General features: G+C 66.2%; 11 protein-coding genes. 4 read left to right on the top strand and 7 right to left on the bottom strand.

Annotated elements, in window-relative coordinates:
* Positions 1-9: 9 nt before the first annotated feature.
* Positions 10-4,011 carry a BTAD domain-containing putative transcriptional regulator gene (locus tag ACOCEP_RS28435; RefSeq protein ID WP_482332118.1) on the bottom strand — a complete coding sequence of 1,334 codons (4,002 nt, stop codon included), beginning with the start codon at positions 4,009-4,011 and terminating at the stop codon, positions 10-12.
* Here ACOCEP_RS28435 and ACOCEP_RS28430 point away from each other — a divergent pair.
* Positions 3,892-4,611, top strand: coding sequence for a pentapeptide repeat-containing protein (locus ACOCEP_RS28430; RefSeq protein WP_482332117.1), 720 nt, complete (start codon positions 3,892-3,894; stop codon positions 4,609-4,611). The two genes, ACOCEP_RS28435 and ACOCEP_RS28430, sit on opposite strands and share 120 nt — an antisense overlap.
* Before the next feature lie 1,114 nt (positions 4,612-5,725).
* Positions 5,726-6,106, top strand: a complete 381-nt coding sequence (locus tag ACOCEP_RS28425) for a hypothetical protein (RefSeq protein ID WP_482332116.1) — start codon at positions 5,726-5,728, stop codon at positions 6,104-6,106.
* A 432-nt stretch (positions 6,107-6,538) separates the two neighbouring features.
* Here ACOCEP_RS28425 and ACOCEP_RS28420 read toward each other — a convergent pair whose 3' ends face one another.
* The 6 genes from ACOCEP_RS28420 to ACOCEP_RS28395 form a co-directional block, all read right to left on the bottom strand.
* A complete protein-coding gene (locus ACOCEP_RS28420; RefSeq protein ID WP_482332114.1) occupies positions 6,539-7,210 on the bottom strand; it encodes a hypothetical protein in 672 nt (223 codons plus the stop codon).
* 814 nt (positions 7,211-8,024) lie between these two features.
* A complete protein-coding gene (locus ACOCEP_RS28415) occupies positions 8,025-8,213 on the bottom strand; it encodes a hypothetical protein (protein ID WP_482332113.1) in 189 nt (62 codons plus the stop codon).
* A 1,722-nt stretch (positions 8,214-9,935) separates the two neighbouring features.
* Positions 9,936-10,133, bottom strand: a complete 198-nt coding sequence (locus ACOCEP_RS28410) for a hypothetical protein (RefSeq protein WP_482332112.1) — start codon at positions 10,131-10,133, stop codon at positions 9,936-9,938.
* A gap of 81 nt (positions 10,134-10,214) precedes the next feature.
* Complete coding sequence (locus ACOCEP_RS28405; RefSeq protein WP_482332111.1) at positions 10,215-10,490, bottom strand: hypothetical protein; 276 nt, start codon at positions 10,488-10,490, stop codon at positions 10,215-10,217.
* 219 nt (positions 10,491-10,709) lie between these two features.
* The gene (locus ACOCEP_RS28400; RefSeq protein ID WP_482332110.1) at positions 10,710-10,886 is read right to left on the bottom strand and encodes a hypothetical protein; all 177 of its coding nucleotides are present in this window, start codon (positions 10,884-10,886) and stop codon (positions 10,710-10,712) included.
* Positions 10,883-11,176: a hypothetical protein gene (locus ACOCEP_RS28395; protein ID WP_482332109.1), complete on the bottom strand. Its 294-nt coding sequence runs from the start codon at positions 11,174-11,176 to the stop codon at positions 10,883-10,885. Before ACOCEP_RS28395 ends, ACOCEP_RS28400 begins: the two co-directional genes overlap by 4 nt.
* A 136-nt stretch (positions 11,177-11,312) precedes the next feature.
* On the opposite strand from ACOCEP_RS28395, the gene ACOCEP_RS28390 reads away from it, so the two are divergent.
* Together ACOCEP_RS28390 and ACOCEP_RS28385 are read left to right on the top strand one after the other, a co-directional pair.
* On the top strand, positions 11,313-11,462 hold the full coding sequence (locus ACOCEP_RS28390) for a hypothetical protein (RefSeq protein WP_482332108.1): 150 nt from the start codon (positions 11,313-11,315) through the stop codon (positions 11,460-11,462).
* Between the two features lie 187 nt (positions 11,463-11,649).
* Positions 11,650-13,134, top strand: coding sequence for a hypothetical protein (locus tag ACOCEP_RS28385; RefSeq protein WP_482332107.1), 1,485 nt, complete (start codon positions 11,650-11,652; stop codon positions 13,132-13,134).
* Positions 13,135-13,179 lie beyond the last annotated feature (45 nt).

Genomic DNA, 13,179 nt, shown 5'->3' with positions numbered 1-13,179 from the left:
AAGGCGCTCTCACCTGCTTCGAGCGCCGGGTTGCAGGATCTCTTGGAACTGCTGTGTCCCGTAACTGCGGTCGTGATCTCGCAGCAGGGCAAGTAAATGTGCCCGCATCCGTGGTCTCTGCTCGGACCGGCTCAACAGGCGCAATGGTGTGCGTGCGTCCTCGTAGTTCCACTCCGCGGCGGCCTCGGTGATGACCTCGGCGACGGTCTCGTCGAGCAGTTCGCACTTTTGGACGAGGGTGCGTACATCTCTGGGGGCTCCCGGGGCGCACAGGTGCAGGAGGGCGTTGCGCAGCTCGCGTCGCCACAGCTCTTTCTGGATGCCGAAGAAGGTGCCGCCGGCGAACTCCGTGAGGTAGTCGAGCAGGCGCCGCCGGGCGAGGGCCGGTTCGCGCAGGGCGAGCCGTGCCAGGTAGTCGCAGATGATCGCGAAGTTGGGGCCACTGACGTGCACTCCGGGCTGGTCGAGTTGATGGAGCCCAAGCGTGCGGATCGTGGGCCAGTGCTCAGTTTCCTGCGACTCACTCCGGATGAGCAGGTGGACCATCGCCGTTGCGGCGGCTCCTGCGACGGCGGTGTCCACACGGCCACTGCGCGGCCTGGCAACCGGTGTCTCGGCACCTGGCCTGACCTCGACGAGACGACCGAGCCAGTTGAGCTGATCGGTGACTTCCCCGGTTGGGGTCTGGTGCCACAACGAGGTGATGAGCTGGGCGAGCAACAGGGGATCGTGCACCTGGTCGAGAATGCCGCGCAGCTCGGGCCACGGTGTGCCGAAGTCGATGTGTGACATGAGATCGGCGAAGAACCGTACACCTGCGGCCTGTTGTTCATCGCTGCCGGCCATGAACGTGCGGAAGCGCCGTAGCAGGGGCGAGGTGTGACGGAGGACCTGTTCCTTGTCTCGCCCGTAAGACTGCACCATCTTCGTCACGTCCTCGATCCGGCCGGACGCGAGCGCGATGGTAAGGACCGTGTCGAAGACGTCGTCGGTCTTCACCATGTGCACGGCACGCGTGGAGAAGAACGTGTCAAGTTCCTCGGCCGTCAGTGTCCGCTCTCCCCTGCGGATCTGTTCGAGAAATCGTTGCGCCGTCGGGTGACCGTGATCAGCAGCGAGCGGCGCCAGGCGTAGCAGCAGGTCCTGGCTGTCCCAGGCCGGGAGGCGCAGCGGCAGCACGTCATACAGCAGTCCACGAGGCAGGTCCGCTTGGGAGAGTGTGTCGAGCAGGAGACTCGTGCGGCTACGGCTGCCGTCGAACTCCCTGAGTTGCTTGAGGGACGTTCTGGCCGCTGCCACAAGTACGTCCGCGGCGTACGAGCCGGAGCGCAGGATGTTCGGCAACACGATCGTTCCAACGAACTCGCGCAGTTCGTCGTCTGGCCAGTCGAGCAGGCAGTCGACAGCGATGCTCGCCCGCTCGTCGTCGAGCTGAAGGGTGAACCGTTCGATGGCCCGCAGGTGCATGGTGCGGCTGCCGATCTCCTTCTGCGGGTCATTCATGCGGATCCTGTGGAGGAAGGCCGCCCAGCTCTCACAGTCGTTCCATGAACCGTTGCGCTGCCACTCGGCGGCGTTCAGCTGGGCCAAGGCCGGTTGTGCGCGGCGGACTTCTCCTCCAGAGCCGACGAAAGCATCGATGATTCGCTTGAACAGCCCCGGCTCGCCGAGGATCGGCCAGTTGTCCGCGAAGAATGTCAGCTCGTCCGGAACGGGCTCACTGGACTGCTCGATCATCAACAGAGCGGTGGACTGCAACAACTTGGTGGTGTGCGGTGTCGTCCTGAGCAGGACATCGAGAACGGCCGAACGCAGCTCGGCCGAATCGGAGTCCCGTACAGCCTGGCCGAGGTCGAGGTCGTGGAGTGCCTCGCTGACCTGCTCCGGTGCACGGAGCGCGATTCTGGTGAAGGACCGCAGCACGGCGGTGCGGTTGTCCGGTTCTTCGTTGGCCTGCCAGCAGATCATCAGCTGGTCGAGGAGGTTGGCGGAACTCTTGCCTGCGATCGAGGGCATTTTGGCGATCGCTCGTTGCAACGCCGACGGTCCGGTCTTACGGAACGCAGCCACAGGATCCTCTAGCAACTCGGGGTGATGCGCCCAGGCAACCGCTCCGATCGCCTGCACGGCCTGACTGTCTGCCTGAAGCAGGGTGTACATCGCTTCGCGTGCAGCAGTGTGCAGCAGCGGCTGGGAGCCGCAGAGCACCAGCACCTGTTCGAGCACGGCCCCGACGAAAAGATCGCCCCCATGCCTGGAGGTGCGCTCGGCGAGCACGCCGATGTCCGCCGGCTCGTGGCGGTCCAGCAGGCCCTGCGCCGCCGAGAACTCGAACATCGTCTGGTGGAAGAACCCGACGCCCGCTCCACTGTGGACGAGCACTCCTCGTTCGGTGAGAACTTCGAGCGCCTCCTGCAAGGCAGCGTGACCTACGTTTCGATCGGTCGTCAACGCTGCTGTGCGTACCAGTTCTTCTTCTGAGGTCTCAGGCAGACCGAGTGCCAGCAAGCCGATCCCCGTGCGCCCGGCCACCTCGGTCAGGTTGTTCTCGGCGAGCGGTCGCATCGTCGTGTCACGTTCCATACGCGCGTCTCTGACCACCCTGCGCTTCCAGTAGTCGCGGTACAAGGTCGTGACGTCGAGGTCGTCGAACTCGGGCAGCCCCGTTGTGGAGAGGTCGAACAGCAAACGCAGCAACAAGGGGCTTCTGCAGACGTCCGCGGCCGGCAACTCTCGCGCGGTCGCTTGGCGGACCTTCGCGATGGCCTCAGCGGCAGGCACCTCAAGGCCATAGTGCGCGACGAGCGCGGTGACGGCTCGTGCGAGCTCCGGGTCGTCGTAGCGCTCGAGGTCCCAGCGCCTCATCCGGTCGTGGGTGAGACCGGCCGCCTCCTGGGGCCGGGTGGAGTACACGCCGACGTGCCCCGCCGTGTGAACGGCGTTGAGCAAACGGTGCAGCAGGTCCTTTCCAGCCTTGTCGTGCAGCATCAAGTCGGCAGTGTCGAGCAGCAGCAAAGGTTCGCGTCCGCTCCTGGTCAGGTCACGGAACGGACCGATGATCATGTCCGCGCTGCCAGCGCGGATCAGAGATGTCGCGGGCACCAGGACGGGTTCGACGCCCTTTACGCCGGATAGGCGCCGGTGCAACGCGTTGAGCAGCGTCGTCTTGCCCGATCCGGCTTCTCCAACAAGTGCTACCGGCGAGGCGTTGCGGGAGTTCCTCACGGCGTCGAAGAGCTCGGACTCCACACTGCGTTCGATGTGCAGATCAGCATCAATGCGCACGTCCCGCGCGTAGGCGTCGGACATATCCAAGAGCTCCCGGAGGTCGGAAGCCACAATCGGGTATGACGCCTGAGGGGTGACCATGCCCGTCGACCTGCTCTCGGTGTCACCGATGCGGTCCAGCCCCTTGGGCGCATCGATGCCGAGAGGCAGGAACTCCTTGGCCGGGTAGCGCTCCACCAACTTGGAGGCTTCAGTGAACGCCCGCTGGGCGTCGCCACGATCGATCATCAGCTGAAGCCTTTGCCGATGGCAGGTGATGAGTTCGTCCGTCATCGCGAGCCGCCGCGCGACTGCCCAATGGCCTTCGTCGTGGCTCAGGTCGGCGAGCGCTTCCTCTGGCCATAGGCCTACTGCTTTGTCGAACAGGTCGAGATCTTTGGATCGGCTCGCTTCGTGGGCGAGCGTGCGGAACTGGTGGTAGTCGACCGCTTCGGGGGCGATGTTCAGCTGCACGGTTTTCGAACTACGCGAGCGCACGAGGCTCTTGGGGTCTCCGCCCGCCTTCACGATGCCACTACGAACGTGTTGCACGTACTGGCCGAGGGTCTCTGGCGAACCTGGCGAATCGGCCGTCCAGACAATGCCCATGAGGCTGTCGATGGTGTGGGGACGATTGGGGGACAGCGCGAGCGCGGCCAGCAAACAGCGCTCCGCTGTCCTCACCAGCCGAACCGTCCGGGCAGGACCAATGATCTCGACGTTGCCGAGCAGCCGAACCTTCACCAACGTCCTCCAGCAGACGGCGACACCCGAGTATCTCAGCCTCGTTGCGCAATTCGGGTCCGGTTCGACGAGGCGACTTTCACGGGCGACGCGAAGTTCGGCAAGGTGACCTTCTCTCGCGACGCCCGGTTCGTCGCGACGACTTTCACCGGCGACGCCGGGTTCGGCCGGACGACTTTCGACGACCTCGCATGGTTCGACCATGCGACTTTCACCAGTACCGCTTGGTTCGGCGAAGCGACTTTTACCAGCAAGGCTTGGTTCGACTGGGTGACTTTTGCCGGCGTCGCATGGTTTGGTGGAGCGACCTTCAGCGACGAGGCTCTATTCGGCGAGACGACCTTCAGCGGCGACGCCGACTTCGGCGAAGCGACCTTCACTCCGGTACCTCGTGCCCTCGGGGCACGTATCCGCACGGACCCGGCCAAGCCCGAGCCTACGAGTTCATCCTGGCCGCTCGGTTGGACCGTGGAGATGCGGGAATCTCAACCGGGCCAGGAAGAGCAGGGGTGGGCCCAGCTGGTTCCTGTACCGGTCGTCCTCGCCGGGACAGGATTAGTCACGAGGACCCGAGTCGCAGGACCCAACGCGAGCAGATGACGCGCTACCACGCCCGTCCGGAGTGGCGGCTGTAGAGGGCAACACTGCGGAGGTTTCTGGCGCCCGCTCTTCACCATGAGATGGGTGATATTCAGGCCGTCTTCGACGTTGCGGGCGATCCCGGAATGCCGCAGGTCGTGCGGGTCCAGCCGCCCGTGGCCTTCTTCGGGGCTTTGAGCGCGACGTCATAGCCGTAGCGGCTGTGCCGGTGTCCGGCCGACGTCGGTCTGCGGGATGGTGCCCCTTCACGGAGCCTTCGGCAGCGCGGGTGGTGAGCGAGAGCTGGCCGCAAGTGCGGGTGCCGAGGTAGGGGGCGAACAGCCGGGCGGCGAGCCCGCGGTGCCCCCAGGTGACGATGTCCGGCCCGCTGCTCTTGCGAACGACGCCGTCATAGGAATTACGCAGCCAAGCCGGCCCTTCGGACGCGGTCAGGCACAGAGCTGGTGTTGCTCTTCGTGGCCGCCGGTAGCATCGGGCACTCCCACGAGAAAGCCGCCCGCGAATTCGACGCGAACGCCCGTCTGACCAGACAACGCGCGCCGTCCGCGCCGCTGGGCTGGTCGCAGGGCATGATCACGTTCCGGCTCGCCGATCAGCAGGTCGGCGCAGAGCGGGCGTGGCGACGTGGTGCGACACTGCCTGCCCCTGACACTGGGGCCATGACACAAGAACGTAGGACGAGCAGGCAGCATTCGCGGTTGTCGAGCGCGTCCTGGGGGCACGAGTCGAGCCGTATGACCTCGATGGTCGGCAAAACGTCGTCGTCGGGCTACTGCACTACCCCGACGGGCACACCGGCGTCCTGGAGATCTCCTCGCTCGGCCCGCAGGCCGAGGCCGCGATCACCGCGGTCCTCGCCAACAGGGCGAAAAGCCGTTACGCGGTGGCCGGCTTACACAACACGTGGATCGTCACCGTGCCGCGCGACTTCCCGCCGAGGGACCTCAAGGGCATCGACGCGCTGCCGCTGATGTGCGAATAACACGACGCGGCCTCACTCGAGCAGCTGTCCGGGGCCGCCCTGCTCGGGCACGTCAGCTCCGAGGTCGCTGAAGCCGTCGATGCCGGCGTCTCGGCCGACATCGCCCGCAGCAGCACAGGGCGGCCACCGGAGGTGTGGATCCTGGCCGACGGCGTCGGCGGTGTCGCCGACGGTGGCGAGCGCCTACTGCCGGTCGAGCTTGCGACGCACCTGGAGTCGCCGACGATGCAGTCGAAGCTGGCAAAGCTGGCAAAGCTCGGCAAGGACGGCCACGACGAGCGACACCTGTTCTTGTGGGTCCGGATGTCGGCGTTCTCCTTCGCAGTGACCGACAACCTCTACTTCGGTGGCCGGCTCCCGATCGAACCGCCGGATCTACCCGGTGGCCTGAGCCAGCTGTGGTTGGCTGGCGGCTACAGCGCCGGCGGGGTTGTGCGGGCCATCCACGGCGATCGCTGGGTCCGCGAGCACCCGTACGCCAACTCGCCCAGCAGCGCAGAAGCCGACAACTGACTGCCCGTTTCCACTACCCCACTGGCTCACCGAGACGGCGTCGAGCTCGCCGAGCACGTTCACCGTCAGGACACCGAGAACACTCCTTGCATCGGACGCCTCGGTCTGGCGTACTCGGGCTTTGATGGTGCCGAGTAACGAGCGGTGGCTGCCCCACGTCCTTGAGGGCAGCGACATCGCGTCGCGACCGGCTCGGCCGCGGGAGTCCCCCGCCTGCAGCCGAGCCGATTTACGGCAAGAACGACACCGGTCCAGCTCTCGTGCCGGCTAGTGATCTGCCTGACCGCCTTCCCCTTGCCGCGAAGCCGGGGCACCTGCGGCGTCTCAGGGAGGATGGGGCCGGAGACGCCATGCACTGCCACGATATCGGCGGTATCAAACCGCGCTACACGGCGCGATTAGACGAAGGTAGGCCCGGAGCACAATGCGCGGCTAGATCCCACCTGCAGCGACTGCGCCCATCGCGCGGAGCGTTCGGCGAAGCTCGCGATCAACCCGACGCTCATGTGGTCCGAACGGATCATTCGTCGGTGCCGGGCGTAGTGGTTCATCGGCTATGGCGTCTCGCAGGAGCGGCAGAAGTTCGCTCCCGCTGCGGTAGGTGTGGATGGCGCGCGGCTGGGCCAGGTCGACCTCATAGCCTCCGCCAGGAAGGGTCCTCACCTGGCAACTGCCGAACTCCGCCACCGCAGACAAGAAACCTCGCTGGGTTCCCGCCAGGACCGGATCACTAACCGTTGCCGGCGCCACGCCGTCGAAAGCGCGGCGTGCGGTCGGTGAGGCCAGAAACGGGCACGCCACCGCCGCGTACAGCATGCAGGCGTGGTGGCCGGGAACTTCGTAGGTGGTGAAAACACCCGCTGGTTCGGCGCCGCGCTTGAGCGCATAGCTGATCCACTTCGCCGCCGGCGCGTCCACGACATGCCACACGTTCTCGTCGCCCATCGACAGAGCGCAGATCGAGCAGAGGTTCCGCACCGCGCACAGCATCTGCCGATCGCCGGACGCTTCCCGGAACACCGGTTCGCCGCTGTCCCACGGAGTGATTGCCGGGATCGGGATTCCCCGCGCGTCGCGGGGACGCCGCGCGACCGCGGCCGGCATGGGGATCTCGCTTGCGTGCACAACCTCAGCATGCCCGACTGTGGCCAGCTGTGGTGACCGGCCCTGCTACCGACCCAAAGCGAATTTTGCCCGGGATGTGGACGACGATCTGCTGGATGTGAGACTCACCGGAGGGTGACTGGAGCCGTCGACGGCCACTCGCAGCAAGCTTGCGATGCCCGCCTCGAGCGTCTGTTCCGATTTGGGCCCGTTGGGCGACGTGCTCCTGAGTTGGAGCTTCAGCTCCCGTGCCTGGCCCTGGAGCGTTCCGACCCGGGGAACGCCAGCCGGGGCGAAGCCGCGAGCAACGGTGCAGCCTGGGCGGACGACTTGCCGACGTCCGAACGGCGCACGGAAAGGGACGGCTGTGACGAGTGTCTGGGATCGAATGTCGGTGCTGGAGAAGGTCGTCGACGTTCTCCAGCAGTGACCCCTGAACCGCCGGGCCACCACCTCGGCCGTCCTTACGCGACGGCCTACCAGCTGGCTATCGCGCTCGACACGAAGTATCCCGAGGTCGATCGCCTCTGGCACACCCTCACCGTCCACGCCGGAACCAGATTGTCAAATCGCCCCACCAGCGGGTCTGTTGGAATCTCGCGGAACTGTCGGTGCGTGCCGCTACAGTGACTCAGTGCTCCAAGGGGCCACCGCACGATGCGCCTCTCGCCGAGCCGATCCCCGCCCACGCTGGGACCCGGTGACCGAGGACAAGTAGCAGCGCTACCCGTGCCGCACCGCAGTATTTTCCGTGACCGCTCGACGACCCGCGGCACGCTCTGGGACCGGAATGGGGCGGCCTTCGCGTCGGCGATCAGGTCCGCGCCGCGGCGAGCAGCTCCAGCTGGGCGCGGGTGGCGGAGGCGACGAATACACCCATGTGCCCGAGTCCGCCGCCGGTGACGCCGGCGGCGGTGAGGTTCGCCGTCGACAGCGACACGACGTCGCGATCCGGGTTGTCGGGGATGTCGTCGGCGTTGTTCTGCAGGATCCAGGGATGCACAGGATCGCGTCGAGCGCCTCCTCGAGTCCGGGGGCGGTCAGCTGCGCGGGCAGCCGCCACGGTTCCTCGCCCGAGGAAGCAGGGGTCCGGGTCGTTGGCGCGGCGCAGGGCGCCGTGTCGGCAACCACTACGCCCGGGTGGCCGAACCACACGCACGGTGAACACCCGACGCCGAATCTTGACCCCATAGAGCCAAGTTCGCAGGCCAAAGACCAGTGTTTGATGGGGTTTAACCCAGGATTCCCCTACGTCCAACCGGGGCACTCAGAGGCGGTTTGCGCGGATGTGCTCGCCCGGCCTCGCGAAGTGAGCGATCGCGGCGTGCAGTGCCCGCGCGAGCAGTGGAACTTCAATCGGGCGGGCAACCGAACGATGTATCGCGATCGAAGTGCTGGCCGACCTGCACTATGACATCCGCCCACCTGTAGCCCGCACCAGGTACGCGGCCGACCCGGCGCGCTGACCAGGCTCGACCGCCGAAGAGAGTGTCCACAATGCACTAAAAGGACGAACATTTATTTCCAATAAATGTTAAGTGTGATATTTCGGGTAGTTTGACATTTGCAGCTTGTCAAATATTGAATCTGTTTACCTTAATGGAAACCGAGTTGCCTGCATTTGATTCGCTAAACGCTTCGACTGGAAACTGATTTTGGGCGAATTTAGCCGACTTTCGCAGGGGGATTAAATTCGCTATGATTGGGCCTGGCGGGACTGAACGGCCGCGGGGTGCTGGAGACACCACGCGCGACCGCCCAGCCGCGTCGACGAGGGCTACCGGCTACCTACGCGCCCACCTGGCGAGCATCCGGAGTCCGATCGCCGCGAGCCTGACAGCCTTGGCTGTCAGGCTCGCGCCGTCTTGCAGGAACTCCGTGGTTAGGGCTCCTACCTCTAGAAACGTCGCGAGAGCCTCGCAGCCCTGCGCGAATCGTTCCCGAACCCGACGGTCCTCGTCGTCGGTACCTTGACTACCCATGTACGAACTCCCGGTTTCCCGACCGGGCAGGGTGCCCCGCGGGCTGCGGGGCTGGCCACCCCGCACCGACGTCGCGCGCGGGATGCAACCGGAGCGGGACGGGGACGATGCACGAGCAGCAGATACCTGCCGGAAGAATACCGCAGGAGGCGACCACTCGACCATTCTCATTGCGGAGCGTGTAGCGGGCCGTGGTCGCGCAGAAAAGAATGCCCACCCCGAGCCCGGTGGCAGGCCACCTTGCACTGTCCAAAGTGGAGCAATTCGCGCGTGCCCCAGACCCGAACAAGGCTCTCTGGTTGAAATCTTTACTGCCGTCCCATCCTCCCAGGCAAAATCACTCGAAACGGTGATTTTTACCCTCTGACCAGCGGTTTCGCCGCCCAATAAACGGTGATCGTGGATTTTCGCGCGCGCAACTTCTACGTTGTCCCAGGTCATCAAGGGTCCGACCGGCCCAGACGAGCACCAGTCGTGAACAGTCCACAAGGAAGAGGACGGTCGGCGCCACACCCGGGAGGTCACGCTGTGGCGCCGGAGGAGTGGCGGGACGTCTCGCCCGCGCCGGAACACGTCCTGACCTGCGACGGCGCCTCCCGGCTGGACGCCCATCGCCCCGGCGCCCGCGAGCAATTGGCGCGCCAGGAGGCGGCCCCGCCGGCCATGCGCCTGGCTGTGCGGGTGGTCGGGTCACGGTGGCGTCGGCGTGCACGCCCCGTTGCCGCGCACTCGCCGCTCGGCCATCACCGCCACCACGATGGCGTGCCCGTCGCGAGCTCGCCGTCGGCGGGGCGGGATGGTGGCCACGCGTTCGCGTTGTCCAGCTCGCAGGTGGTGATCAGGTAGAGCGCCGCAGGGCCGTACTGGGAGTGGACGAACGCGTCCGCCACCCCGGTCGCAGGCCGGAGCCCGTGGTCGCGCAGTTGCTTCTCCGTCCACAAGAACGCCGGCGCGGCACCGTGGGCGTAGCACGGTGCTCCGTTGGGCGACCATCATCCTATCGGCTGTCCCATCCGTGCTCCTCAGTCGGCGATCCGATAGCGGGCGGGCGCGCCCTGATAGTCGACGGCGTGGTTCATCGCCGCGGCGACATCCGCGGCCGCGACGCTGGTGGCGTTAGCGATCAGGCCCTGCAGGAGAGCGAGGCTGGCCACCACCGGGTAGCTCGCCCCGGGCGTGATCCACACCTCAGGGCCGTCGTCGTCGCTGTTGCCGTTGCGAGTCAGCTGAGCGACGAAGCTGCTGACACCCGAGTCATAACCCCAGATACTCAGGTCTTCCCAGCCAGGCAGAAACAACCCCTACATGCCCTCGACCGCGCCTTCCATCACGAGTCCTTCCTCGTCTCACGCGCCTGGCCCGGCACCAGGCCCTCGTGCCGATCGTGGCGTGGCACCGTCGGAAAGGCAGTCGCGACTCACCTGGCATTCGAGTGGCACAGGTAGCGAATTGGTCCGATACCTGCGCGGCTTCTGCCGGGACTGGCGGTTGGCCCCGTCAGCCTCCTGACCGGACAGTTAGCCGAACCCGAGCCGGGTCAACGTGGCGCGGGTAGCGTCGTCGTGCGGAATCGGTCCCCAGTTCCAGAACTCCGGGCTGAACGGGGTAAGCGAACCTGGCTCGATGATGGTGAAGCGCAGCTCGGTGCCGTTCGTGCCGGTCCAGATCCGGACGCCGTTCTGCACGCCGATCACCCGTGGGGAGAGTAATCCGTGCCGTCGAGGCATCCGCCCGCGTCGAGGAGGGTGTCGCGGGAAGCCACGATCGAGACCGTCACCGCCAACGCCGCCACGTCCAGCGGCACACACCAGAGCAGTAGATCAGCCGCGCGGCCCCGGAATGACCGGACAACGGCGAGTCCCGCTCCCGCGGCCCCGCCGAGTGCGCCGACTCTGACGAGCGCGAGGGCGTGCCAGGGCGTGGTCAGCCTGCCGCCGTCCAGCACGATCTCGAACGCGATCGAGGCACACCACAGCACCGCCATGGGTAAAACCCGGTGTGAGAAGGTCGTGGGCCACCGCTGGGACCGGATCCGGGACGGAAATCGCGCAGGGTGCTGGGTGCTCACCCGACGAAGGCCGTAACCGTGCCTACCGCATGGTTTCGGTGACGACGCGCCGGTGGTGGCCTGCGGCGACGAGCTCGGCGAGCATGATCGGCGGCGTGCACAGCAGGCCGCCGCCGTCGTCGCCGGCGAGGTGGCAGTCGGTGCCCCCGCCGAATGGACCGCCTTCGTCCGAGGCGTCAACGACGGCGAGTTCGACCTGTAAACGCCGTGATGAGTGATTCCCACCTTCGGGAATGCCCCTGACCACCGTTGCTGGCCAGGGCATTCCTTGCTGAGCCGACCGCGCTCCACACCGATGATGCCGCACCGGTGCAGCCCGTGGCACAGCCCCGCGAAGGCCCGGTTCACCTACTTGGGCGTGACTGCTTCCGGTGCCAGAATCCACGGCCATGAGCGACGTCGTCGATCCGCGAGACATCTCCGCAGCCTGCCGGGCCTTCATCGCGAGGGCCTTCGACGTACTCGGGAGCGACCACGTTATCCCGCCGTCCGCGTACCAGCCCTTCGTCACGGCCGGCCGCGACTACGCCGGCCCCGACATCATGATCCTCGCCGAGTACAAGGAGCTGGAAGCCCTGCTCGACGAGGCCTACCCCGACCGCTTTGCCAAGCCTCTCGGGCGCCGCCACGGCGAGTTCGCCTCGCAGTACATCTTCACCTTTCTTGAGGCGTGCGTCGCCCGCTGCGCTCTCGCTGACCGGTTCGACCTCAACGCACCGGCCGTCGACGAGTCGATCAACGAACTGCTGACGGTACTGGCGACCACGACCATTGAGGTCGTCGTCACCCGGCACGTGTCCCACCTGACCACAGCCAGCGGCGAGGAGTTGGAGATCGGCGGGATCACCGTCGTCCCCGAGCGGGACGGCGTCTTCGGGCTGTTCAGCGATCGCATCCAGCGTGAGATCAAGGGTGCTCCGCGAGCATGGGACCGTGACGTTCCCGTCGTCCACGACCCACCTCACGCGCTGCTGATCACCCGTGAACGCACCGACGAGCCCGACCACAACGCAGTCGACGTCCGCTTGTCCGAGCGGCTTGAGCGGTTCCTCTTCCTCGCGCGCCTGGTCACGGCCGGCACCGTGCAATCGGGCTACGAAACGGCGGGGACGACGACCCTGGTCACGCGGATGACCCCGCGCATGCGCACCTTCGGCAAGGGCGACCTCGGCAGACTCACGGTTAGGCGAACCGTGCGCCTCACGGGAGATGAAGGGGACGCGTTCACCGCGCTTGGCGCCATGATCGACGCAGCCGATGTCAAGCGAGACAAGATGGCCGCGGCGTCCTTCGACGTCGCGTTGGCCAAGTTCAACCGCTCCCACAGCACCGCCAGCCCCTACGAGCATCTGGTCGACCTCGCCACAGCGCTGGAAGCCGTACTCATCGGAGAAGGCGATCCGAAGGAAGAGGTGACGTTGCGTCTCCGGACCCGCGTCGCGACGTTGCTGGCGACCGACCGTGACCCGGCGACGGCGTTGTTCGACGACATCGGGCACCTATACAACCTGCGCTCGCTGCTGGTCCACGGTGGACAAATCTCGTCGAGCAGGTTGCGGCGGGTCATCGGCGGGATCTCCACCGTGCCCGAGGAGGAGATGGAGCACGCCTTCGGCGTCGCAGTCGGCCGAGCCGTCGATCGCATGCGTGACATCGTCCGGCGCGCAATCCTGGCACGTCTTTGCCTTGCCGCGGAACCAGATCCGCTCTGGCCGTTTACCTCCAAGACCACGATCGACGCAGTACTCACCGACGATACGCAGCGCGTCACCTGGAGGGGGCGCTGGCGGGCGCGGCTGGCCGAACTCGGGATCGAACACGCCGCCGACCGGGCTCGCGCCGCCGCTGATTTCCTGTCACAGGATGATCGGTAGACCCTCCGCACTTCCCAATGGCCCTGTACGCACCTTGCCCAAGGC

It is taken from the genome of Amycolatopsis sp. CA-211722 (assembly GCF_056828465.1).
Note: the sequence above shows the minus strand (reverse complement) of the source record. Positions and strands in the feature narration are given on the sequence as shown.